Source organism: Enterobacter cloacae complex sp. HYC042_NIDB (assembly GCF_056673315.1).
In genome coordinates, this window is the sequence record NZ_CP109650.1 from 4,191,686 (window position 1) to 4,215,717 (window position 24,032).

The following is a 24,032-nucleotide window of genomic DNA, read 5'->3' on the forward strand; positions in this document are numbered from 1 at the left end:
TTGCTTATTTTTCCGCTCCGTCCTCGCGCGTAGAATACCCGGCATACTCTCATGACCGAGGACAAATAATGAGCAATATTCTGATTATCAACGGCGCGAAAGAGTTCGCGCACTCTAAAGGCCAGCTGAATGACACCCTGACCGAGGTCGCGGACGGTTTCCTGCGCGACGCCGGGCATGATGTTAAGGTCGTGCGCGCGGACAGCAACTATGACGTGAAGGCCGAAGTGCAGAACTTCCTGTGGGCCGATGTGGTTGTCTGGCAGATGCCGGGCTGGTGGATGGGCGCGCCGTGGACCGTGAAAAAGTACATGGACGACGTTTTCACCGAAGGTCACGGTTCGCTGTATGCCAGCGACGGACGCACCCGCTCAGACGCCTCTAAAAAATACGGCTCCGGCGGCCTGATTCAGGGCAAAAAATATATGCTCTCCCTGACCTGGAACGCCCCTCTGGAAGCCTTCACCGAAAAAGATCAGTTCTTCGAAGGCGTGGGCGTAGACGGCGCGTATCTGCCGTTCCACAAGGCGAACCAGTTCCTGGGAATGGATCCGCTGCCGACTTTTATCGTCAACGACGTGATTAAAATGCCTGACGTCCCGAGCTATATCGCAGAATATCGCAAGCATCTCGCGAAAATTTTTGCTTAACTGGTAGCCTGGAATTAAAGGAGTAGTAACCATGCTTACAGTAATCGCAGAAATCCGTACTCGTCCAGGTCAACATCACCGCCAGGCGGTGCTGGATCAGTTCGCGAAAATCATCCCAACCGTACTGAAAGAAGAAGGCTGCCACGGCTACGCGCCGATGGTGGACGCCGCTACCGACGCAAGCTTCCAGGCCACTGCGCCAGACTCCATTATCATGGTTGAGCAGTGGGAAACCGTCGCGCACCTTGAAGCACACCTGCAGACCGCGCACATGAAAGCGTGGAGCGATGCGGTGAAGGGTGACGTGCTGGAGACCCACATCCGTATTCTGGAGCAAGGGGTTTAAAACCTGCCTTCCCTCTCCTTCCGGGGAGGGAATTCTCTCTGACCTGCTATGCTTATTCTGACTTCATGATTAACAGGAGGATGGAATGGGTCTTTTTAACTTCGTGAAAGAAGCAGGCGAAAAGCTATGGGATAACCTGACCGACCACAAAGGTCAGAGCGACAAAATCACCGAGCACCTCAAGAAACTCAACATTCCCGGTTCAGACAAAGTTCAGGTTAACGTTACCGACGGCAAGGCCAGCGTGACGGGTGACGGGCTGACCCAGGAGCAGAAAGAAAAAATCCAGGTCGCCGTCGGCAACATCGCGGGCGTCAGCGAGGTGGAGAACAACATCACCACGACCGATGCCAAAGATGAAGCCACCTACTACACGGTAAAATCCGGCGACACCCTGAGCGCTATCTCCAAAACCGTGTACGGCGATGCCAACCAGTACAACAAGATTTTTGAGGCTAACCGCCCGATGCTCTCCAGCCCGGATAAAATCTACCCCGGCCAGACGCTGCGTATTCCTAAAGCGTGATCCGCGAGTCGGGGGATGCCCCCCGACCTTTTTTACCAGTACAGTTTCCAGCTCTGCGTAAAGCGCACCAGCGCCTCCACGTAGAAGTAATCTCCCCAGCTCGCGCACTCGTCCACCCCTTTGTTGCTCGCCAGGTGATAGACCGAGTGCTTCAGCAGCCCGGTGCCCTTCTCCTCTTTGCCCATCAGGTAGTGCTTCGTCAGTGACGACATAATGCCTTTGGCCCACTCCAGATACCGCTCCCGGTCCGGATCCGTCACGGGCAGGTGCTTCACCAGCTCCAGCAGCCCGCACACCGCAATCGCCGCCGAGGACGAATCGCGCAGCGCGTTGGTCCCCACCAGCGCCAGATCCCAGTGGCAGACGTAGTCTTCCGGGAGACGGTTGAGGAAGTAGTTCGCCAGCCGCTTCGACAGGGCAATCATCGTCTCGTCGCCGGTATAGATATAGCTCAGCAGGAAGCCGTAAATCCCCCACGCCTGCCCGCGCGACCAGCAGGAGTCATCGGCATAGCCCTGCTGGGTATTGCCGTAGCGCGGCGCGCCGGTTACCACGTCCATATAATAGGTGTGGAACGTGGAGGCATCGTCGCGGATGAGATAGTTTGCCGCCTGCATGACGTGCGCTTTTGCGGCGTCAGCAAAGCGCGGATCCCCCGTCTGCTCCGTCGCCCAGTAGAGCAACGGCAGGTTCATGTTGCAGTCGATGATCATCCGTCCGGCCTGCTCCGGGTCTGAAAGATCGCCCCACGCCTGAATGATTTTCGCCTTCTCATGAAAGCGCTCCAGCAGGGCTTCAGCCGCCAGCAGGGAGAAACCGCGCGCCTCGCGGCTGCCGGTGAGTCTCCAGGCCGCCACGCAGGAGAGCGTGTACAGGAAGCCCAGATCGTGAGTGTTGGTGTCGCTGCGCCCGGCGATGCGCAGGCCGAAGGAGCGCACGTGTTTTTCCGCCATCGAGCGGAATTTCTCCTCGCCGCTCATCTCCCACGCCAGCCACAGCTGGCCGGTCCAGAAACTGGTTGTCCACTCTACGTTGTCGGTCAGCGGGTAATAACCGTTCCGGCAGGTTTCCGCCGGGAACTGCTCTCCGAATGCCGTTAAATGACGGCTAATCAGCTCGAGGACATGGCTACGCGCAGAGATCAGTTCATCGCTAAACAGGCGCGAGTCTACGGGAGCAGGAATGGCAGACAGGCGTTCCTCTCTGATACGACTTAACATATTTCGGTTCCTTGTGGTCAGCGTGATGAAGGTTCTGCTACGTTCAGCGGGCGGGGGCCGCGCCATTTGCTCTGGCAGGCGGATAACGTAAAGGCAGAAATAAAGGTAAAGATCAGCGCCGTCGCCCCCATGATGATATAGGTCTGTTCAAAGCCGATGCGGTCATACATATATCCGGCAGGCGAGGAAACCACCACGTTCCCCACGTACAGAATCGCCTGATAGCCCAGCAAATACATGGTGGCGTTCACGCGCTTGTCGAAATGCTCCGCAATATATTTAAAGACCGACACCAGCAGCAGGCAAATTTCTATACCGTATAGCGGCTTGAGCACGGAAATTAACAGATGCGAGTCGCACATCCCGGAAATAATCAAACGCACCCCGACGATCAGCCCGACAATTAATAGCCCGCGCCTGGCGCCAATAAAGTTAACGAACAGCGGGACAACCATATACATGACGAATTCTATGCCCGACTGCACGGTACCGAGATAGCCAAACACCGCGTTGCCCTCATGAATATCGTCAAAGAAGGTAACGAAATAGCGCGAGAACTGCTGCTCGGCGATAAACATCATCCACGCCACGCCCGCCACGTACAGGCAAAAAGCCCAGAATTTACGGTTACGCAGCAGGGCGTACACATCTGCCGGGGCGATTTTCTCTTTGGTCAGTACCGCATCGGCATGAACGGAGTTAGTGTTCACTTTCAGGCTGAGCAGGACAACCAGCATCACGATCGACGTCACGCTGCCCATAATGAAGTTATAGGTCGGTGAGAGGTTGAACAGCAGGCCGGAGAAGGACGATGCCACCGCCCAGCCGAGCGAGCCCCACATACGAATTTGCCCGAACTCCATGCCGTTTAAGCGGCTGAAGCGGTCGGAATAAGATTCACACGCCGCCACGCCCGCATACCAGGCAAAGCTTAAATAGAGCGCGCCGATAATAATCCCCAGCAAGGTGCTGGACATTAACAGCGGCTGATAGACGTAAATAAAAAACGGCGCCATCAGGGCCGACATGGCGACCACAAAATAGAGCAGATATTTGCTCATGCCGATTTTATCGAGAATATAGCCGTAGATGGGTTTGAGGATAACGGAAAATATTCCGTTCACCGCGAACACGGTTCCAATTACCGTCCCGCTGAGATTCGCTTTTTGACCCAGCCAGATCGCCAGCAGGCCAATACTCGCGGACCAGGTAAAGAAATAGAGAAAAATAAAGCTGCTGATTTTGTAATATTCGGTTCTGTTGGTTGTCGATGTATTTTTCATACCATCCTCGCCGAGGTGTAGGGTCAGAATTTTTATAACGTGAACGACAGCAGACGTTCGCCTCCAGGATCGCGGATTACGACCCGGTTATGGTTCATATCCAGCTGCGGCGCGGCCGCAACGTTCTGTTTTTCACTGGCAATGACGGCGCAGCAGAGCCAGCGCTCTCCCGGTTGGAGATCGGTTTTTAACAGCGGAATGGAGGCGCACTCCGGGAACATGATGCTGCTGTTCGGCGGCGTGACGATGCTGTCCGGGGTGCGTTCATTGAAAGGCGACAGATCGACAATCGCACTGCTGCCGTTCTCTGCCGCCAGATAGCTGCCGCGCGCGCGGATCTGGTGCTCCGTTTTCATCACGGCGAAACCGCCCTCCGCCGTTTGCAGCGTGCGCGCGCTGTTGATGCGGTGCAGGCGCAAATGCCACTCGCCGAAGGGGATTTGCCAGGTCTCGATGTGCACGTCGTGCCACGGCGACCAGCGTGAATAGATGTAGTTTTCATCCACCCGCACCGCGTCGCACTCGCGACGGCCGCGGAAATAGTTATCCCCGTCCGCCAGCAGCAGCATGGAATCACAGGCCGCATGCTTCAGGCCAAAGCGCCCGCGCTCAATGGTGAAGCCAAAGCGGCTGGAGTAGGCAAATTTGGTGTATTTCGCTTCGGTGTTGACGTAGTTGTTCAGCTCCAGCTGACCGGCGGTGAGCATGGTGACGTGCTGAGAGTTCGTCGAATGCATCAGGATTTGCTGCGCGTGCGGGATGACGTGCTTCTCCGCCAGCGTGGGCAGCGGCTGTTCTTCTGCCTGCCAGAACGGATGCGTCTTCGGCAGCGCCAGAATCAGGTAGCTTTTTAGCGCCCAGTAGGGCGAGCCGGGAGAGTTATAGTCCTCACACATGGCGAGGTTCGGACAGGCAAAACCGAGGGTCAGAATGCCGTCCCGGTCGGTAATTGTCCGCTGCTGCCACCAGCGGAGATGGCGCAGGATAATGCCCTTCACAATACCCGGCGTGAACACGTCAAGTTCAGAGAAGGCAACCGCGCTCCAGAAGGCGACCATCGCAAAGCGGTAGGTCAGGCTGCGGCCAAACGGTACCGACGCGCCGTCCGCGGCGGACCAGTAGATAAAGTCCTCCGCAAACAGACGCGAGCGCTCGCGCAGCACTTCTGCCCTCGCCTCATCGCCGCTTAAAGTGGCGTAAATCAGGCCGTAGAAGTGGAACGCCATGGAGATGTAGTAATCTTTCGGGCGACCCGCGCCGTCGGAATACCAGCCGTCACCCAGGTAATAGGCCTCCATCAGCGCAAACCGATGGTCGATGGCGGCCTGGTCGTACGGCAGCCCGGCGCGTTTGAAGCCCAGCTGGACCATAATGGCAAAGTAGTTCCAGTTGCTGTCGGGCATCTGCGCGTCGGCAATCTGATTCAGCCACGCGTGCAGGTTCATCACCTCGCGCTCGCTGAAGCAATCGGTGAGTTTATTCCCCAGCAGGGAAAGCCCCAGACCGTAGGATGCCATCTCGACCAGACGCTGATCGTACGGAGCGGTTTCGCCCCAGTAGCCCGGGCTTTGCGGATCGGTGCCGATCCTGATGGCCTGCATGTACTTCTCGCTAAACGGCGAAGCATCGCCCGAAGCCAACAGCGGAAACAGCCCCCATAGCGCGCGGGAGAGCCCCTCCATCTGCGCGATATCCGTCGCGTAGTGCGCGCAGGTATCACCCAGCGAGAACCGCGAATGATTTACCGGAAACTGCTTATCCAGCGCGCCAAGTAAGGTATTCAGAGACGCCACGACGTCCTGGCGTGAAGACAACAGATTTGATTTTTCTTCGCTTTCCGCCCGCATAGTTCCACCCTCGTCATCAACTGCGGCCAAGCATAGTGAATGCGTAAGGTGGAGAAATGTTAGCCACGTCACAGGTGAGAACGTTCGATAAACCTGCGGTTGATAAAATTTAAAAAGGTGGTTTATAAATCTCTTCTGACGGGGAAAAGTTGAGTTTTATTGCACTATGCATGACGCGCCCATAACCGATCGTCTTGAACTCATTACCTTAAACGACACCGTAGCGTCGTTCAGCCGCCTGTTTGCTAACACGGTGCGTTACCACCACTGGCATCAGTGTCTTGAAATTCTCTATGTGGAAGAAGGGTTTGGCGTCGCGATTGTCGATAACCGTCACTACACCATGCGCCCCGGACGCCTGTTTTTCTTTCCGCCGTTTACCCTGCATAAAGTCAGGGTAGACGAACAGGCGGAAGCGATTTACCGGCGCACGATTATTCACCTCGACCACCATGCGGTGCTGAAGTGTCTGCGTGATTTTCCGCACACGCAGCAGCGGCTGGAAAAACTCTCGCGTCGCGGCTCAGAGGCGTGGGTGGTTGACCTGGCACACTGCCACAGCCATGTCGATCATCTCTTCAGCCGTTATCCGCCGCCGATGAGCAGCGAAAGCATCGCCGGGCTGCTGATTAGCCTGTTTGCTATGTTGCCTGACGATCGTACCGGCGCACCGGGCAGCAGCTCGGGGATCGCCAGCCAGGTGATGTTCTGGCTGGACGAGCATTATCAGGAGAAATTCCGCCTCGACGCGCTGGCAGCGGAACTGGGCAGATCGCGCAGCTACGTGTCGCGAAAATTTCATGCGGAGACGGGGGAGAAAATCCACCACTACCTGAACACGCTCCGCCTGCGTAAGGCGTGCGAATGCCTGCTGCACAGTGACGCGAGCGTGCGGGAGATTGCCGCGCGGGTGGGATTTTCTGACGTGACCTGGTTTATCAGCGCATTTAAGAAGGGGATTGGCGAGACGCCGCTGCAGTACCGGAAGAATCATCGTGCGGTATGACACCCTCACCCGCCCCTCTCCCGCGGGAAGAGGGAGACAATCAACTGCTTTTCTTGCCCGGCTTTAGCCCACGGTGAAGCTCGTTGATGCGCTTCATCGACTTGATGGTGCGCTGCGGCTCGGTGGAAGCGACGGATAAAACAATCATCTCCAGGCACAGCAGCACCGTGCCGTGGAGCGGGATTTTGCCCTTCTCGCCGCCGCGCGGAACGTGGATCACCACGCTGGCCTCTTTGCTGAATCGGGAGTCGGTGGCATTGGTGAGCAAAATGGTGGGAATACCCAGCCGTTTCGCTTCGCGCAGCGTGGTCTGTCCTTCCCGATGCGCGGATTTTTGCGCCATCATGATCAGCACATCCCCGCGCTGGAGACCTATCAGCTGCTCGGCCAGCCCTATTCCGGTGCGGTTAAGCGGCGTGGCGGGTAGCCCCATCCGACTGAACAGCCTGGCGGTGTAGTCGGCCAAAATCCCGGACGCGCCAATCCCAAATATGGCAACCTGCCTCGCCTGCGCCAGCAGCGAGACCGCCTGCGCCATCGCGAAGCGGTTGTGGGGTTCAGACAACACTTCACAGGTGTGCTGATGCCCCTCCAGCACGAAATCAATGCTCGCATTGACGTCGCTGGTCAGCGTATTCACCGTGGTGGAGATCTTTTCGCTGGAGGTCACGACCGGGCCAAACCACTGCTCCAGCGTCTGCTTGAGATCGCGCAGCCCGGCGAAACCCAGCGCCTGGATGGCGCGAACGACGGTAGCGTCCGACGTTTTCAGCAGCGTCGCGATCTCCATTGCCGTCTGCTCCATCACCGCTTCACGATTTTCATTGATATAGCGCGCCACCTGCAGCAGGCGCGGCGTGAGCTGGTGCGACCGGGAGCGGAGGCGGTCGCCGAAGAGATCAACTTTACGGCTCATCGTGACGCCTCCGGCAGCGGACGTCCGGCAATCTGCGACTGGACCTGCGCGGCCATCAGCCCTAACGAGGCGAACGAGTTCGAGATGGCCTCTTCACGCGAGATCAGCACGTAATGTCCGGTCCGACAGGCATTCAGGAACTGACACCAGCCCGGCATCACCGCATCCATCGCCGCCAGCTCATCCTGCGGTTTGCCGCCCGTATCCCCGCGCCAGGTGGCGAAAACGAAATCCGCATCCAGCTCCGGCAGCCGCTCGGCGCTGACGTCAATGCGTCCCCCTTCCGGGATGGACTCAATCAGCGGCGGGAAGGTGAACCCGGCATCACGCAGCACGCGGCCCAGCGAGTGATAGCTGTGCATGGCGTTGATTTTCCCCTGATTGGCCTGAATCACCGACACGCTCACTTTGCGGGTATCAATAGTCGCTTTCAGCGCCTTAATTTGCTCCTGATAGCGCCGCTCCAGAACCTTGAGCCGCGCCTGCGTGCCCGTCAGCTGCGCCAGCTTGCGGTAGATCTCCGGCGCGCCGCCGTCGAGATGATCGATACTCACCGTCGGGGCAATTTTCTCCAGCTGTTCCACCGGGGTATTTCGCGTCGGCTCGGTAATGATCAGGTCAGGCTTTGCGGCGGCGATGGCTTCAATGTCGATATCCGCAGTGCCGATAAACTTGATGTCGGAATTATCGAAGTCGACGCCGGTCAACATGCCGCTGGAGCGCAGAAAATGGCTGCCGTCCGGCCGGGTGCGGCCATGGCTTGCCACCGGCGGCACGCCAAGCTCAATCAGCGGAATAGTAATGTCCAGGTCGTGTAGCGAGACGATCCGTTTCGGATGCACCGGCACCACCACCTTACGGTTCAGATCGTCAGTAAACGTCTGCGTCGGCTCGGTCGCGCTCGCCGCAAACCCCACCAGCAACAGCAATGAAAACAGTATGCGCATGTTAATCCCCTAAAATCTGTCCCGACGCTGCCAGAGCAGCAGCAGGAAAAACGGTCCGCCAATCAGTGAAATCACAATTCCCGCCGGCAGCTGCAGCGGGAGGAATGCCAGCCGCCCGACGTTATCCGCCAGTAGCACCAGCAGCGCCCCCAGCACGGCGCTACCCGTCAGGAGCGCCGTTTGCCCGCCGCGGAGCAGCAGGCGCGCCATGTGCGGCGCAATCAGCCCGACAAAACCAATGCTGCCCACGCAGGAGACGCAGGCCGCCGTCAGCACTACCGGGGCGAGAACCCTGAGAAGCGCCAGCCGGTTTGTGCGCACGCCAAGGCCCGCTGCGGTGTGGTTACCAAGCAGCGCCACGTCCGCAGCGCGGGCGGTAAACAGCAGCAGCGCAAACGCCGGAAGCGCCCAGGCAGCGGCAATGCAGACCAGCGTCCAGTTTGCCGCGTGGAGGCTGCCCGCCAGCCACAGCATCGCCGTCTGCACGTCGCGCACGTCCGCCGTGGTCATAAAGACGCCCATTGCGGCGGCAAAGACCCACGACACGCCGATGCCGATCAGGATGAATCGCGGACGTGAGATATCGCGCGCCAGAGCCACCACCAGCAGCGCGGTGAGCAGCCCCCCGACCATGCCAACCAGCGGCCGCCAGGCCAGGCCCAGCGCCGGGAACTGAAATATCAGCAGCAATACCGCCGCGCTACAGCCCTCTTTCACCCCGATAAGCCCCGGATCGGCCAGGCCATTGCGGGTAATGGACTGCATTGCCGCCCCCGCCATGCCGAGCATCCCACCGCACAGCGCCGCCATCAGCAGGCGCGGCAGGCGGATATCCATCACGATGTAGCGCGTCTCTGACGTCAGGGTTTCTGGATAAAACAGCGCGCGCCCGATGGCGGAAGTGGGGATGGGCAGAGAGCCGTGCGTCAGGCCAAACCCCGTCAGCAGGCAGGCGGCCAGCGTCAGGATGACCAGACATACCAGCGCCTTTGGGCGGACCAGCGCCGAGAAGGTGCCAACGCGTAGCGCACGCAGTCCGGCGCGGTTCATTTAAACATCCTCGAGGCCATGAAGATAAAGACCGGGGCGCCAACCAGCGCGGTCATGATGCCGGTTGCCAGCTCCCAGGGCGAAAACAGCGTGCGGGCAGCGATATCCGCCAGCAGCAGAACCAGCGCCCCGCACAGGGCGGACAGCGGCACCATCACGCGCAGATCGACCGACACCAGACGGCGAACGAGCTGAGGCACCACGAGCCCAATAAAGCCGATCGGCCCGGCGAGGGAGACTGCCGCACCGCAGAGCAGCGCGATGGCCATCAGGGCAAGCAGCCGCGTTTTCAGCAGCGATACGCCAAGCCCCTGCGCCATTCTGTCGCCCAGCGCCAGCATGTTGAGCGAGGGCGACAGCCAGAGCGCCAGCGCAAAGCCCACGCCAGCCACCCACAGGGCGGCGGCAATCGTTTCACCGCTGACCCCCGCTAAATCCCCCGCCAGCCAGGTGCGCATGGCGAGCAGCGTCTGTTCATCGAGGATGAGCACCGTGGCGGTAATCGACGAGGCAAACGCCGACATCGCCACGCCGCACAGCGTGACCTTCATCGGTGTAAGCCCGGTGCGTCCGGACGAGGAGAACGTGAGCACCAGCAGAAACAGCGCCGCGGCTCCGGCGGCGGCAATCAGCGGGCGCCCAAACGGCAGCGTCATCCCCAGCGCGCTCGTCAGCACCACCGCGAGCGCCGCCCCGGCGTTGAGCCCCAGAATATGCGGTTCGCCGAGCGGGTTGCGGATCGTGGATTGCAGCAGCACGCCCGCCACACCGAGCGCGGCCCCCGCCACCATCGCGGCGCAGAGGCGCAGCAGTCTGAGCTTGATGATGATGTTATGGTCGAAATTGCGCGGATCGAAGTGGAGGATGGCCTCCACCACCGTTTGCGGGGCGATAAAGCGGGCGCCGATCCCCAGATGGGCAATCGCGCCGGTTGCAAGCAGCAGGGCGAACATCAGGAAAGCCAGAGAGGTGCGCATCATGGCTGTTTTGCGACCTGGCGAAACGGCATAAAGAACGGTTTACCGGTCAGCGGATTGATGGACATATGCACGTCGACATCAAACACCGCTTTAATCAGCTCCGGCGTGCAGGCGTCCCCTTCATGCAGTACGCCCTCGACTTTTCCCTGGCGTAAAAAGACCAGCGAATCGCCGTAGCTCACGGCGAAGTTGAGATCGTGCAGCACCACCACCACGGTACGTCCGTGCTCGCGCGTCAGCGTATGCAGCAGTTCGAGGATCTCCACCTGATACCGGAGATCGAGGAACGTGGTGGGTTCATCCAGCAGGATATAGGGCGTTTGCTGCGCCAGCGCCATGGCGATCCAGCAGCGCTGACGCTGGCCGCCGGACAGGCTTTCGACGGGCATGTGGGCAAACTCGGCCGTGCCGGTCAGGCGCAGGGCCTCCTCCACCGCCTGCTCGTCCTCGTCGCTCCACTGGCGCATAACGTTCTGCCAGGGAAAACGCCCGCGCGAGACCAGCTCAAAGACGGTTAACCCTTCCGGCAGCAGCGGAGACTGCGGCAGGATGCCAAGCTGGCGGGCGACGGCTTTCGTCGGCTGCGCGTGGATCGCCTTGCCGTCGAGAACCGCCGCGCCGCCAAGCGGCTGAAGCAAACGCGCGATGGTACTCAGCAGCGTGGATTTTCCGCAGCCGTTCGCCCCCACCAGAACGGTGATTTTCTGCTGGGGGACCGCAAGGGAAATATCATCAACGATGATTTTTTTCTGATAACCGGCAGAAAGATTCTCCAGAACCAGACCCGGTTTTGTCGTGTTGTGAGCCACGTGCATGCCAACGTAATAAAAAAGGGAAACAAATATAAATAAAAATCATTCTCTTTTGAGAGTTTGAGGCCGCGCCATGTAGTAGTCAAGGGAAGAAACACCCTGAAAAAACCAGGGGTAACGGTGTGCTACTACACTGACCGTTAAAACAATAAAGACTTAATTTTCAATCCATTAAGTGATTAACCCTGTGCTTTTCCGTTACGTTTCAGAGATGTAGCCGATTTTTAGCTTTTTTCATTTACTACTACATTTCCGCATGATTGAATGATTCTCAATTACATGTTCGATGCCAGTTCTGGCTAACGGGCAGACCATAAAGGGCAATGACTCACAGGTTCTTCCGTGAAGGTGCTTCACGGATATTTTGGGATAACAGTTGTAATGGCTACGTTCACACCTTCACTCTCTGGGATAAAAGGGCGCGCGCTCTTTTCACTGCTGTTTATGGCGCCGCTGTCGCAGGCAGCAGACACCACGGCTAAAGACGGCGAAACGCTTACCGTCACCGCCGATCCAAATGCTACGGCGGAGGCCACCAACGGCTACCAGCCGCTGAATACCTCCACCGCCACGCTGACCAACATGCCGATGCTGGATATCCCGCAGGTGGTGAATACCGTCAGCGATAAGGTGCTGGCGGATCAGCACGCCACCACGCTCGATGAAGCGCTCTATAACGTCAGCAACGTGGTGCAGACCAACACTCTGGGCGGTACGCAGGATGCCTTCGTACGCCGCGGGTTTGGCGCAAACCGCGACGGCTCGATCATGACCAACGGCCTGCGCACCGTGCTGCCGCGCAGCTTTAACGCCGCAACCGAACGCGTGGAGGTGCTGAAAGGCCCGGCCTCAACGCTGTACGGCATTCTCGATCCGGGCGGTCTGATTAACGTCGTCACGAAGCGCCCGGAGAAAATCTTCGGTGGCTCGATTTCTGCCACCTCTTCCAGCTTTGGCGGCGGCACCGGACAGGTCGATGTCACCGGTCCGATTGAGGGCACGCGCCTGGCGTATCGCCTCACGGGCGAGTATCAGGACGAGGATTACTGGCGCAACTTCGGCAACGAACGCAGCACCTTTATCGCCCCGTCGCTGACCTGGTTCGGCGACGATGCCACCGTGACCGTGCTCTATTCGCATCGCGACTATAAGACGCCGTTCGATCGCGGAACGATCTTCGATCTCAACACTAAAAAGGCCGTCGACGTCGATCGCAAAACCCGCTTTGACGAGCCGTTTAACGTGACCGACGGGCAGTCCGATCTCGCTCAGCTTAACGCGGAATACCGCCTCAACAGCCAGTGGACCGCGAAGTTCGACTACAGCTACAGCCAGGATAAATACAGTGACAACCAGGCCCGCGTAATGGCCTACGATTCAAAAACCGGCACCCTGACCCGCCGGGTGGATGCAACCCAGGGCTCGACCCAGCGCATGCACAGCACCCGTGCGGATCTGCAGGGCAACGTGGATATCGCGGGCTTTTATAATGAGATCCTCACCGGCGTGTCGTATGAAAATTACGATCTGCTGCGCACGGACATGATGCGCTGTAAGAACGTCAAAGGTTTCAATATCTATAAGCCGGTTTACGGCAAACTCGACGAGTGTACAACCGTCTCCGCCGCTGACAGCGACCAGACGCTCAAGCAGGAGAGCTACTCGGCCTACGCCCAGGATGCCCTGTACCTGACGGATAAATGGATTGCCGTCGCCGGGCTGCGCTACCAGTATTACACTCAGTACGCGGGCAAAGGTCGTCCGTTTAACGTCAATACCGACAGCCGCGACGAGCAGTGGACGCCGAAGCTGGGGCTGGTTTACAAACTGACGCCAGCAGTCTCGCTGTTTGCCAACTATTCGCAGACGTTTATGCCGCAGTCGTCCATTGCGAGCTACATTGGCGACCTACCGCCGGAAACCTCAAACGCGTACGAAGTAGGCGCAAAGTTCGATCTGTTCGACGGCATAACCGCCAATATCGCGCTGTTTGATATTCACAAGCGCAACGTGCTGTACACCGAAAGCGTGGGAGGTGAAACCATCGCCAAAACCGCGGGCCGCGTGCGCTCCCAGGGCGTGGAGGTGGATCTTGCCGGGTCACTGACCGAGAACACCAATATTATCGCCAGCTACGGCTATACCGACGCGAAGGTGCTTGAAGACCCGGACTACGCGGGCAAACCGCTGCCGAATGTGCCGCGCCATACCGGCTCCCTGTTCCTGACGTACGATATTCATAATGCGTTTGCCGGGAATACCCTGACGCTCGGCGGCGGCGGGCACGGCGTAAGCCGCCGCTCGGCGACCAACGGTGCGGATTATTATCTGCCGGGCTATTTCGTGGCGGATGCGTTTGCGGCGTATAAGATGAAGCTGCAGTATCCGGTGACGCTGCAGGTGAACGTGAAGAACCTGTTTGATAAGACCTACTACACGTCGTCGATTGCGACCAACAACCTGGGCAACCAGATTGGCGACCCGCGCGAAGTGCAGTTTACGGTGAAGATGGAGTTTTGATGTAAAAAAGCCCGGTGGCGCTAATGCTTACCGGGCCTACGATCCATTCCCTCTCCCTGTGGGAGAGGGTTAGGGTGAGGGCATCAGGCCTCAATATCCGCCATATCCCCTTTCTCCTGCAGCCAGTTACGTCGGTCTTCCGAACGTTTCTTGGCGAGGAGCATATCCATCACGGCGTTGGTTTGCTGTTCGTCTTCGTCGCTGATCGTCAGCTGCACCAGGCGGCGCGTGTTCGGATCCAGCGTCGTTTCGCGCAGCTGCATCGGGTTCATTTCGCCCAGCCCTTTAAAGCGCTGCACATTTGGTTTGCCCTTCTTACGCTTAAGCTGCTCCAGCACGCCCGCCTTCTCTTCTTCCGTCAGCGCGTAGTAAACCTCTTTGCCGAGGTCGATACGGTAGAGCGGCGGCAGCGCCACGTGGACGTGACCGTTTTTCACCAGCGTGCGGAAGTGCTTCACAAACAGCGCGCACAGCAGCGTGGCGATGTGCAGACCATCGGAGTCCGCATCCGCGAGAATGCAGATCTTGCCGTAGCGCAGCTGGCTCAGATCCTCGCTGTCCGGATCGATGCCGATCGCAACGGAGATGTCGTGCACTTCCTGCGAGGCCAGCACTTCGTCTGAAGAGACTTCCCAGGTGTTCAGGATCTTACCCTTGAGTGGCATGATCGCCTGATATTCACGATCGCGCGCCTGTTTGGCCGACCCACCCGCCGAATCCCCTTCCACGAGGAACAGCTCGGTGCGGTTGAGATCCTGCGCGGTGCAGTCCGCCAGCTTGCCCGGCAGCGCAGGGCCGCTGGTCAGCTTTTTACGCACCACTTTCTTCGCGGCACGCAGACGACGCTGGGCGCTGGAGATGGCCATTTCAGCCAGCATCTCAGCCGCCTGAACGTTCTGGTTCAGCCACAGGGTAAACGCATCTTTCACCACGCCGGAGACGAACGCCGCGCACTGGCGCGATGACAGACGTTCTTTAGTCTGACCGGCAAACTGCGGATCCTGCATTTTCACGGAGAGCACGTAGGCGCAGCGGTCCCAGATATCTTCCGCCGAGAGCTTCACGCCGCGCGGCAGAATGTTGCGGTATTCGCAGAACTCACGCATCGCGTCCAGCAGTCCCTGACGCAGGCCGTTGACGTGGGTACCGCCGAGCATGGTTGGGATCAGGTTAACGTAGCTTTCCGTCAGCAGCTCGCCGCCTTCCGGCAGCCACAGCAGCGCCCAGTCCACCGCTTCGGTATCACCGCTAAAGTTACCGACAAACGGTTTTTCCGGCAGCGTTGGCAGGCCGTTTACCGCTTCGCACAGGTAGTCGTTCAGGCCATCGGCGTAGCACCAGGTCTGCTCGGTGTTGTTGACGTGATCTTTAAAGGTAATTTCCACGCCCGGGCACAGTACCGCTTTGGCTTTCAGCAGGTGCGTCAGGCGAGAAACGGAAAAGCGCGGGCTGTCGAAGAAGCTTTCGTCAGGCCAGAAGTGGACGCTCGTGCCGGTGTTGCGTTTAGCGCACGTGCCGACAACCTGCAGATCCTGCACCTTCTCGCCGTTTTCAAACGCGATGTTGTAGACCTGACCGTCGCGACGGACGTTCACTTCCACGCGTTTGGACAGGGCGTTCACCACGGAAATCCCCACGCCGTGCAGACCACCGGAGAACTGATAGTTCTTGTTGGAGAACTTACCGCCCGCGTGCAGACGGCAGAGAATCAGCTCAACGGCAGGCACGCCCTCTTCCGGGTGGATGTCCACCGGCATGCCGCGACCGTCGTCGATGACCTCCAGCGACTGATCGGCGTGCAGGATGACGTCAACGCGTTTGGCATGGCCCGCCAGCGCTTCGTCCACACTGTTATCAATAACTTCCTGGCCCAGATGGTTCGGGCGCGTCGTATCGGTATACATCCCCGGGCGGCGGCGAACCGGCTCAAGCCCGGTGAGTACCTCAATGGCATCAGCGTTATAGGTTTGCGTCATGATTTAAACTAGCAATTCGCATTGATTGTCAGTGGCTGTGCAGTCCAAGAAAATCGACAATCTGGGTGAAATGATCCTCAAAGCCCGTGAAAGCATGGTTTCCGCCCTCTTCTATAGTCTGGCGGCAGGAGGCGTAATACGCCACTGCCTGGCGGTAATCCAGCACTTCATCACCCGTCTGCTGCAGCAGCCAGATGAGATCCGGCGCTTCAAGCGGGTCGACCTGCATAACTTTGAGATCGTAAATATGGCGTGACTCTAGCACATATTGCTGCCCGGTGTAGGGGTTCTCGTTTTCGCCAAGAAAGTCCCTCAGCAGCTCAAAGGGCCGTACCGCCGGATTAACCACAACGGCGGGCAGCATAAAGCATTGTGAGAGCCAGGTGGCATAGTACCCGCCCAGCGATGAGCCGACTACGCCAAAGGATTCACCGCCGTGTTCAAGCACGATCGATTCGAGCATTTCCGCCGCCTCCGCCGGGTACGGCGGCAGCTGCGGGATAATCATCTCAACGTGGGGGTGATGCTCGCTCAGCCACTGGCGAAACTGCGTCGCTTTTGCGGAGCGCGGCGAGCTGTTGAATCCGTGCAGATAAAGGAGCGTAGACATCAGTAGCCTTCTGAAGCGGTATCCGGGCGGAACTCTGCGCCTGCCAGACGGCAGACTTCCGTGGTCAGCGTGCCGTCGGCATGCAGTTCCAGCCAGCGCCAGCCTGGCGCGATGGTATCCAGCGTAAAGTTGGCGCAGTGCGGCTTAAACTGCACACAGGTTGACGGCGTCGCCAGCATGCGGCGTCCGTTCCAGTCGAGATCCTGTTCCTGATGGATGTGTCCGCACAGCAGGTGTTTCACGCGCGGGTATTTCGCCAGCACGCTATCCAGCGCCGCGGAGTTACGCAGGCTGTGCTGATCCAGCCAGCTGCAGCCCGCCGGCAGCGGATGATGATGGAGCAACAGCAGCGTATGACGTTCAGGTTCGGCAGCCAGTTTGGTCTCCAGCCAGTCGAGTTGAAACTCGCTTAATTCACCGTGCGGGACGCCAAATACCTGGCTGTCCAGCAGCAGGATCTGCCACTGTTCACCCGCAAATACGCATTTCGCCGGAGAAATCCCCGCATCCTGAAGGGAGCTGTACATTGCGGGCTGGAAATCGTGGTTTCCGGGCAGCCAGACGCAAGGCACGCTAAAGCTCGCGATGCCTTCAGCAAAATGCTGGTAGGCCGCGGAGGACTGGTCCTGCGCCAGATCGCCCGTTGCGACAATCAGGTCGCAGTCGCGATGTTCAGCGTGAATGGCGCTCAGTACCGCCTGATAACTCTCCCAGGTATTAACCCCCAGCAAAGTTTCATGCTTTTCGGCAAAAAGGTGGGTATCGGTGATTTGTAATATCCTGACTGGCGCCCCACCAGCAACAGTCAGGTTCAACAGGCTTTCCAAATGGTGTCCTTAGGTAGGTTTATGACGCTAACAAACCGGAATCGCCATTGCTCCATGTGCTAAACAATATCTTAGCCAGTCGGCTAAAAACTGGTTAATTTGATGCTTTTCGTCGCGTTGATGCAACTTTTTATTCGGATAATCATACCGCGCCTTGAAGCGAAAGATCTGCTGACTTGAACACACTTCAGCGACCATCGCGTCATGATAGAGACGCACCGTCATCGACGGCAGGCTCCAGTAGCTGATGCTGGGCGCTGTTTGTTCTATTTCCACCAGCGTAGTGTAGCGCGTTGATTCTGTTATCGTTAACCGATACTGCGCGTTGCTCACCTGATAGCTTACCGTTTCGCCGGGTGCGTCGTTTCTCGGCAGCAGGCGGCGCAGCTGTGCGAAATTGGTTTCGCACAGGCGCATCATTTCTGGGAAGTCAGGCGTATAGCGCTTCATTTTTTCCACTCGTTTCGTAATGTCTGATAATGCAGCTGCAGCCATTGCAGGGCGATGACAGACGCTGCGTTGTCGATTTTCCCCTCTTCTACCCACTGATAAGCCTGTTCCCGGCTCACCACATGAACCCGAATATCTTCGTTTTCATCAGCCAGACCGTGAATACCTTCTGCGGTCGTGGCGTCCACTTCGCCCACCATAATGGATAAGCGTTCGCTGGTGCCACCCGGACTCGCCAGATAGCTCAACACCGGTTTAGTGCGGCCTACCACCAGCCCGGCCTCTTCCAGCGCCTCGCGACGGGCGACGTCTTCAACCGACTCGCCCTCTTCGATCATCCCTGCCACCATCTCCAGCAGCCACGGGCTTTCACTGGTGTCATACGCGGCAATGCGGATCTGCTCCACCAGCACGACTTCGTCACGCACTGGGTCAAAGGGTAGCAAGACAGCCGCATGCCCGCGCTCAAAAATTTCACGTCTGATTTCGCCGCTCATTTCACCGTTGAACAGGCGATGCCTGAAACGGTAAAGATCCATCGAAAAAAAACCGCTATAAAGCGTTTCTCGTGCAATAATTTCTACATCGTTTTTGGCGAATGTCACGGGCAACTTTTCTGGTTTTTGCATGAGTCGAGTCCTGGTAGCAATGGTGATGAAATTATGAATTTCAAGGCTGTTTGGCTGCCGTTTGTAAGGCTATATGGTAGATTGGTGCAAATTACCGCCAGATGGCACGTAACGCCAACCTTTTGGTGTGGATGATTCTGTTAGAATCGGCAATTATTTTTTAATTAGATCAGCGCTAATACTGCTTCACAACAAGGAATGCAAATGAAGAAATTGCTCCCCATCCTTATCGGCCTGAGCCTGACGGGCTTCAGTGCAATGAGCCAGGCGGAAAACCTGTTACAGGTCTACCAGCAGGCACGTCTGGGCAACCCTGATTTACGTAAATCAGCGGCCGATCGTGATGCTGCGTTTGAAAAGATTAACGAAGCGCGTAGCCCACTGCTGCCGCAGTTAGGTTTAGGTGCAGATTATACCTACAGCAACGGTTTCCGCGACGCTAACGGCGTTAACTCCAATGCTACCAGCGCCTCACTGCAATTAACACAGACGCTGTTTGATATGTCCAAATGGCGCGCCCTGACCCTGCAGGAAAAGAGCGCGGGCATCCAGGATGTGACCTATCAGACCGACCAGCAAACGCTGATCCTGAATACTGCCACCGCGTACTTCAACGTGCTGAGCGCCATTGACGCGCTCTCCTACACCGAAGCGCAGAAACAGGCGATCTACCGCCAGTTGGATCAAACCACCCAGCGCTTCAACGTGGGTCTGGTGGCGATCACCGACGTGCAGAACGCCCGTTCACAGTACGACACCGTGCTGGCCAACGAAGTGACCGCGCGTAACAACCTCGACAACGCGCTGGAATCCCTGCGCCAGGTGACAGGGAATTACTATCCTGAGCTGGCTTCCCTGAACGTCGACAGCTTCAAAACGGATAAGCCGCAGGCCGTTAACGCCCTGCTGAAAGAGGCGGAAAACCGCAACCTGACGTTGCTGCAGGCGCGTCTGAGCCAGGACCTGGCCCGCGAGCAAATTCGTCAGGCGCAGGACGGCCATCTGCCAACCCTGAGCCTGAGCGCGTCCACCGGCGTTTCTGACACGACCTACAGCGGCTCTAAAACCAATTCTGCCCAGTATGACGACAGCAATATGGGTCAGAACAAAGTGGGCCTGAGCTTCTCCCTGCCGCTGTACCAGGGCGGTCAGGTCAACTCTCAGGTGAAACAGGCGCAATACAACTTTGTTGGCGCGAGCGAGCAGCTGGAAAGCGCGCACCGCAACGTGGTGCAGACCGTGCGTTCGTCCTTCAACAACGTGAACGCGTCTATCAGCAGCATCAACGCCTATAAACAGGCCGTTGTGTCTGCACAGAGCTCCCTGGACGCGATGGAAGCCGGTTACTCCGTTGGTACCCGCACCATCGTTGACGTGCTGGACGCGACCACCACGCTCTACAACGCGAAACAGCAGCTCTCCAGCGCACGTTATCAGTACCTGATTAACCAGCTGAACATTAAGCAGGCTCTGGGTACGCTGAACGAGCAAGACCTGCAGATGCTGAACAGCGCGCTGGGCAAACCGGTCTCTACCTCGCCGGACAGCGTTGCGCCGGAGAACCCGGAGCAGGTTGCCGCCGTTGATAACTTCAACGCTAACGGCAGCGCCCCTGCCGCACAGCCAGCGGCCGCGCGTAGCACGGCACCTGCAAGCAGCGGTTCTAACCCGTTCCGTAACTAAGAGTGTTATCACGCCCTCTCTCACCGGGAGAGGGCGCAGCTGAATCACACCCGAACGTAAGCCAACGTAAAGATCCCCCTGATTCCGCCCCTCTTCGCTTCATTTTCAACCACTCATCCACTATCCTGAGCGTTATTACCACTGGGTCCTGGAAGACAAACATGAAACGGACAAAAACGATTAACCACGCGTCGTTCCGCAAAAGCTGGAACGCACGTCATCTCACCCCTGTTGCGCTGGCAGTAACTGCGGTCTTTATGCTGGCAGGCTGTGAGAAAAACGACGAAACGGTTTCGCTGTATCAAAACGCGGACGACTGCTCCGCCGCAACCGGCCAGGCAGCAGAATGTAAAACCGCCTACACCAACGCCCTGAAAGAAGCGGAACGCACCGCGCCGAAATACGCCTCACGCGAAGACTGCGTGGCGGAATTTGGTGAAGGACAGTGTCAGCAGACGCCAGCTCAGGCAGGTACTGCGCCGGAGAATCAGGCGCAGGCGCAGTCCAGCGGCAGCTTCTGGATGCCATTAATGGCAGGTTACATGATGGGCCGCCTGATGGGCGGCGGTGCGGGCTATCAGCAGCAACCGCTGTTTAGCTCGAAAAACCCGGCCAGCCCGGCTTATGGTCAATATACCGATGCCAGCGGCAAAGGCTATGGCGCAGCGACCCCGGGCCGCACCGTGACCGTCCCGAAAACCGCGATGGCGCCGAAGCCTGCGACCACCAGCACCATCACCCGCGGTGGGTTCGGTGAGTCTGTGGCGAAACAGACCAGCATGCAGCGTAGTGCAACAGGCACTTCCACTCGCTCAATGGGCGGCTGATCATGGAACGAGTCGGTATTACCGAGCGCCCGGACTGGCGCGAAAAAGCCACTGAATACGGTTTTAACTTCCACACCATGTACGGCGAGCCGTACTGGTGTGAAGATGCTTACTACAAACTGACGCTCGACCAGGTGGAAAAACTGGAAGAGGTGACGGCCGAGCTGCACCAGATGTGCCTGAAGGTGGTGGATAAAGTCATCGACAGCGACGAGCTGATGACTAAATTCCGTATTCCGAAGCACACCTGGAGTTTCGTCCGTCAGTCGTGGAAAACGAATCAGCCTTCGCTTTACTCTCGCCTCGATCTGGCGTGGGATGGCGTGGGTGAGCCGAAGCTTTTAGAAAACAACGCGGATACGCCGACCTCTCTTTACGAAGCGGCATTCTTCCAGTGGATTTGGCTGGAAGATCAGATGAACGCCGGAAACCTGCCGGAAGGTAGCGACCAGTTCAACAGCCTGCAGGAAAAGCTGATTGAGCGTTTCGCCGAACTGCGGGAGCAGTTTGGCTTCAATCTGCTGCATCTTGCCTGCTGTCGCGACACGGAAGAAGACAGGGGCACGGTTCAGTATCTGCAGGACTGCGCGGCCGAAGCGGAAGTGGCGACTGAATTCCTCTATATCGAAGATATTGGCCTGGGGGAAAAAGGTCAGTTTACGGATATGCAGGATCAGGTGATCAGCAACCTGTTCAAGCTCTATCCGTGGGAATACATGCTGCGTGAAATGTTCTCCACCAAGCTGGAAGACGCGGGCGTGCGCTGGCTGGAACCGGCGTGGAAGAGCATTATCTCCAACAAAGCCCTGCTGCCGATGCTGTGGGAGATGTTCCCGAACCACCCTAACCTGTTGCCAGCTTACTTTGCCGAAGATGAGTTCCCGTCGATGGAGAAATACGTCGTTAAGCCTATCTTTTCCCGCGAAGGCGCGAACGTCTCCATTATCGAAAACGGTAAAACGCTGGAAGCGGTTGAAGGGCCATACGGTGAAGAAGGGATGATTGTCCAGGAGTTTTATCAACTGCCGAAATTTGGCGACAGCTATACGCTGATCGGCAGCTGGCTTATTAATGATCAACCTGCCGGGATTGGTATTCGCGAAGATCGCGCGTTGATTACGCAGGATCTGTCACGGTTCTATCCGCATATTTTTGTTGAATAAAACTTGCCCGGTGGCGCTACGCTTACCGGGCATGTTTTTACCCCACCTGCACCGACAGCATACTCAAACTGCCCATCTCAATGCCGTCAACCGGAATGGTAACCGGCTCCTGACCGTCCCATGCACCTAACACATACAGCAGCGGCAGGAAGTGTTCCGGCGTCGGGTTAGAGAGCGAACCGCCTTCGTGATCCAGATAGTTCACTAACGGATGCTTCTCAACCGGGCCTTGCCAGGTCAGGTTCGCTTTGACGTAGGCGTTAAAAGCGCTCGCCCACGGGTATGGCGTGTTCTCACCGTGCCAGCGCGCCGTACGCAGGTTATGCACCACGTTGCCGCTTGCCACCAGCATGATGCCCTCATCACGCAGGGTCGCCAGTTTGCGGCCCATTTCCAGATGCCAGGCCGCCGGTTTAGTGCTGTCGATGCTTAACTGCACCATCGGAATATCTGCATCAGGGTACATCTTAATCAGCACGCCCCACGAGCCGTGGTCAAAGCCCCAGGCTTCTTTATCCAGCGCCACTGGAACAGGTGCGAGCAACTCTACCAGCCGCTGTGCCAGCGCAGGCGAGCCGGGAGCCGGATAATGCGTATCATACAGCGCCTGCGGGAAGCCGCCGAAATCATGAATGGTTTTAGGCGCTTCCATGGCCGTCACGCCGGTACCACGGGTAAACCAGTGCGCAGACACCACCACAATCGCCTTCGGACGCGGCAATGTCTCCCCCAGATGACGCCAGGCGCGGGTATAAACGTTGTCTTCCAGAACGTTCATTGGGCTGCCGTGGCCTAAAAACAGTGCAGGCATACGAGAAGAAGACATGGTGGTATCCTTAGAGAAGGTGTCAATTTGATGGTTCTACATTACGCGCATTCAGGTGAAGATAAACGCAGATAACCGTGAAGATCATCATCAGGAAATTTGAACGTAAGATATCCCTTAAGGAGAGTGCATGTCAGTACCCTTAATTTTGACCGTGCTTGCGGGTGCCGCGACCTTTATCGGTGCGTTCCTCGGCGTGCTCGGGCAAAAACCGTCTAATCGTCTTCTGGCGTTCTCGCTGGGCTTCGCCGCTGGGATCATGCTGCTTATCTCGCTGATGGAGATGCTGCCAGCAGCGCTTCACACCGAGGGAATGTCTCCGGTTCTGGGCTACGGCATGTTCATCGTTGGTCTGCTGGGCTATTTTGCGCTCGACCGTATGCTGCCCCACGCCCACCCTCAGGATTTGATGCAAAAAAGCGTTACTCCAATCCCCGGCAACATCAAGCGCACGGCGATCCTGCTGACGCTGGGTATCAGCCTGCACAACTTCCCGGAAGGTGTCGCCACGTATGTCACGGCCAGCAGCAATCTGGAAATGGGATTTGGTGTCGCGCTGGCGGTAGCCTTACACAATATTCCTGAAGGACTTGCCGTGGCCGGGCCGGTTTATGCCGCAACGGGTTCAAAACGTACTGCCGTCTTCTGGGCGGGGATTTCCGGGATGGCCGAAATTCTCGGCGGCGTACTGGCGTGGCTGATCCTTGGAAGCCTCGTCTCCCCTGTCGTGATGGCGGCGATTATGGCTGCCGTGGCCGGGATTATGGTTGCGCTCTCCGTAGATGAGCTGATGCCGCTGGCGAAAGAGATCGATCCTAACAATAATCCCAGCTATGGCGTGCTGTGCGGCATGTCGGTGATGGGGCTAAGCCTGGTTCTGCTGCAAACGGCAGGTATAGGCTGACACGGATGCCCTCATCGATGAGGGCAATTCTTTG

23 protein-coding genes are annotated in these 24,032 nt (G+C 57.8%); 9 read left to right on the top strand and 14 right to left on the bottom strand.

The window, feature by feature from the left end; translation table 11 throughout:
• Positions 1–68: 68 nt before the first annotated feature.
• The 3 genes from OKF39_RS20015 (at position 69) to lysM (ending at position 1,522) form a co-directional block, all read left to right on the top strand.
• A complete protein-coding gene (locus OKF39_RS20015; protein WP_041908121.1) occupies positions 69–650 on the top strand; it encodes an NAD(P)H-dependent oxidoreductase in 582 nt (193 codons plus the stop codon).
• A gap of 31 nt (positions 651–681) precedes the next feature.
• Positions 682–996, top strand: a complete 315-nt coding sequence (locus OKF39_RS20020) for a putative quinol monooxygenase (RefSeq protein WP_008502984.1) — start codon at positions 682–684, stop codon at positions 994–996.
• 85 nt (positions 997–1,081) lie between these two features.
• Entirely contained in the window at positions 1,082–1,522 is a 441-nt protein-coding gene (lysM, locus tag OKF39_RS20025; RefSeq protein WP_028014428.1) for a peptidoglycan-binding protein LysM, read from the top strand.
• 32 nt (positions 1,523–1,554) lie between these two features.
• Here lysM and OKF39_RS20030 read toward each other — a convergent pair whose 3' ends face one another.
• The 3 genes from OKF39_RS20030 to OKF39_RS20040 are packed head-to-tail and all read right to left on the bottom strand — an operon-like array spanning position 1,555 to position 5,872.
• A complete protein-coding gene (locus OKF39_RS20030) occupies positions 1,555–2,742 on the bottom strand; it encodes a glycoside hydrolase family 88 protein (protein ID WP_150145052.1) in 1,188 nt (395 codons plus the stop codon).
• A gap of 17 nt (positions 2,743–2,759) precedes the next feature.
• Positions 2,760–4,025 (bottom strand): oligosaccharide MFS transporter, encoded by a 1,266-nt coding sequence (locus OKF39_RS20035; RefSeq protein ID WP_479983295.1) that lies wholly within the window; start codon positions 4,023–4,025, stop codon positions 2,760–2,762.
• A gap of 32 nt (positions 4,026–4,057) precedes the next feature.
• Positions 4,058–5,872 carry a DUF2264 domain-containing protein gene (locus tag OKF39_RS20040; RefSeq protein ID WP_479983296.1) on the bottom strand — a complete coding sequence of 605 codons (1,815 nt, stop codon included), beginning with the start codon at positions 5,870–5,872 and terminating at the stop codon, positions 4,058–4,060.
• Positions 5,873–6,038: 166 nt separating this feature from the next.
• Here OKF39_RS20040 and OKF39_RS20045 point away from each other — a divergent pair, with 166 nt between their 5' ends.
• Positions 6,039–6,878 carry a helix-turn-helix transcriptional regulator gene (locus OKF39_RS20045; protein ID WP_447616304.1) on the top strand — a complete coding sequence of 280 codons (840 nt, stop codon included), beginning with the start codon at positions 6,039–6,041 and terminating at the stop codon, positions 6,876–6,878.
• Positions 6,879–6,918: 40 nt separating this feature from the next.
• Here OKF39_RS20045 and OKF39_RS20050 read toward each other — a convergent pair whose 3' ends face one another.
• The 5 genes from OKF39_RS20050 to OKF39_RS20070 are packed head-to-tail and all read right to left on the bottom strand — an operon-like array spanning position 6,919 to position 11,580.
• Positions 6,919–7,794 (bottom strand): MurR/RpiR family transcriptional regulator, encoded by an 876-nt coding sequence (locus OKF39_RS20050; protein WP_028014433.1) that lies wholly within the window; start codon positions 7,792–7,794, stop codon positions 6,919–6,921.
• A complete protein-coding gene (locus OKF39_RS20055) occupies positions 7,791–8,741 on the bottom strand; it encodes an iron-siderophore ABC transporter substrate-binding protein (RefSeq protein ID WP_048959954.1) in 951 nt (316 codons plus the stop codon). Before OKF39_RS20055 ends, OKF39_RS20050 begins: the two co-directional genes overlap by 4 nt.
• Before the next feature lie 9 nt (positions 8,742–8,750).
• On the bottom strand, positions 8,751–9,791 hold the full coding sequence (locus tag OKF39_RS20060) for a FecCD family ABC transporter permease (protein WP_473711913.1): 1,041 nt from the start codon (positions 9,789–9,791) through the stop codon (positions 8,751–8,753).
• Positions 9,788–10,771 (bottom strand): FecCD family ABC transporter permease, encoded by a 984-nt coding sequence (locus OKF39_RS20065; RefSeq protein ID WP_048959956.1) that lies wholly within the window; start codon positions 10,769–10,771, stop codon positions 9,788–9,790. The genes OKF39_RS20060 and OKF39_RS20065 overlap by 4 nt, the downstream gene beginning before the upstream one ends.
• The gene (locus tag OKF39_RS20070; protein ID WP_126817121.1) at positions 10,768–11,580 is read right to left on the bottom strand and encodes an ABC transporter ATP-binding protein; all 813 of its coding nucleotides are present in this window, start codon (positions 11,578–11,580) and stop codon (positions 10,768–10,770) included. Before OKF39_RS20070 ends, OKF39_RS20065 begins: the two co-directional genes overlap by 4 nt.
• A 384-nt stretch (positions 11,581–11,964) precedes the next feature.
• Here OKF39_RS20070 and OKF39_RS20075 point away from each other — a divergent pair, with 384 nt between their 5' ends.
• Complete coding sequence (locus OKF39_RS20075) at positions 11,965–14,103, top strand: TonB-dependent siderophore receptor (RefSeq protein ID WP_479983297.1); 2,139 nt, start codon at positions 11,965–11,967, stop codon at positions 14,101–14,103.
• Between the two features lie 83 nt (positions 14,104–14,186).
• On the opposite strand, the gene parE is transcribed toward OKF39_RS20075, so the two are convergent.
• The 5 genes from parE to nudF are packed head-to-tail and all read right to left on the bottom strand — an operon-like array spanning position 14,187 to position 18,595.
• Complete coding sequence (gene parE, locus OKF39_RS20080) at positions 14,187–16,079, bottom strand: DNA topoisomerase IV subunit B (protein ID WP_028014439.1); 1,893 nt, start codon at positions 16,077–16,079, stop codon at positions 14,187–14,189.
• Positions 16,080–16,107: 28 nt separating this feature from the next.
• A complete protein-coding gene (gene yqiA / locus OKF39_RS20085; protein ID WP_041908103.1) occupies positions 16,108–16,689 on the bottom strand; it encodes an esterase YqiA in 582 nt (193 codons plus the stop codon).
• Positions 16,689–17,516 carry a 3',5'-cyclic-AMP phosphodiesterase gene (cpdA, locus tag OKF39_RS20090; protein ID WP_028014441.1) on the bottom strand — a complete coding sequence of 276 codons (828 nt, stop codon included), beginning with the start codon at positions 17,514–17,516 and terminating at the stop codon, positions 16,689–16,691. Before cpdA ends, yqiA begins: the two co-directional genes overlap by 1 nt.
• 27 nt (positions 17,517–17,543) lie before the next feature.
• Positions 17,544–17,966, bottom strand: a complete 423-nt coding sequence (locus OKF39_RS20095) for a DUF1249 family protein (RefSeq protein ID WP_003862516.1) — start codon at positions 17,964–17,966, stop codon at positions 17,544–17,546.
• Positions 17,963–18,595, bottom strand: a complete 633-nt coding sequence (gene nudF / locus OKF39_RS20100) for an ADP-ribose diphosphatase (RefSeq protein WP_028014443.1) — start codon at positions 18,593–18,595, stop codon at positions 17,963–17,965. Before nudF ends, OKF39_RS20095 begins: the two co-directional genes overlap by 4 nt.
• A gap of 204 nt (positions 18,596–18,799) precedes the next feature.
• On the opposite strand from nudF, the gene tolC reads away from it, so the two are divergent.
• From tolC to OKF39_RS20115, 3 genes are all read left to right on the top strand, one after another.
• Positions 18,800–20,278, top strand: coding sequence for an outer membrane channel protein TolC (gene tolC / locus OKF39_RS20105; protein WP_028014444.1), 1,479 nt, complete (start codon positions 18,800–18,802; stop codon positions 20,276–20,278).
• Between the two features lie 161 nt (positions 20,279–20,439).
• Positions 20,440–21,105, top strand: coding sequence for a DUF1190 family protein (locus tag OKF39_RS20110; RefSeq protein WP_028014445.1), 666 nt, complete (start codon positions 20,440–20,442; stop codon positions 21,103–21,105).
• Positions 21,106–21,107: 2 nt separating this feature from the next.
• The gene (locus tag OKF39_RS20115; RefSeq protein WP_320700488.1) at positions 21,108–22,268 is read left to right on the top strand and encodes a glutathionylspermidine synthase family protein; all 1,161 of its coding nucleotides are present in this window, start codon (positions 21,108–21,110) and stop codon (positions 22,266–22,268) included.
• Positions 22,269–22,305: 37 nt separating this feature from the next.
• On the opposite strand, the gene ygiD is transcribed toward OKF39_RS20115, so the two are convergent.
• Positions 22,306–23,094, bottom strand: coding sequence for a 4,5-DOPA-extradiol-dioxygenase (gene ygiD / locus OKF39_RS20120; RefSeq protein WP_048959959.1), 789 nt, complete (start codon positions 23,092–23,094; stop codon positions 22,306–22,308).
• Positions 23,095–23,224: 130 nt separating this feature from the next.
• Here ygiD and zupT point away from each other — a divergent pair, with 130 nt between their 5' ends.
• On the top strand, positions 23,225–23,998 hold the full coding sequence (zupT, locus tag OKF39_RS20125; RefSeq protein ID WP_028014448.1) for a zinc transporter ZupT: 774 nt from the start codon (positions 23,225–23,227) through the stop codon (positions 23,996–23,998).
• Positions 23,999–24,032 lie beyond the last annotated feature (34 nt).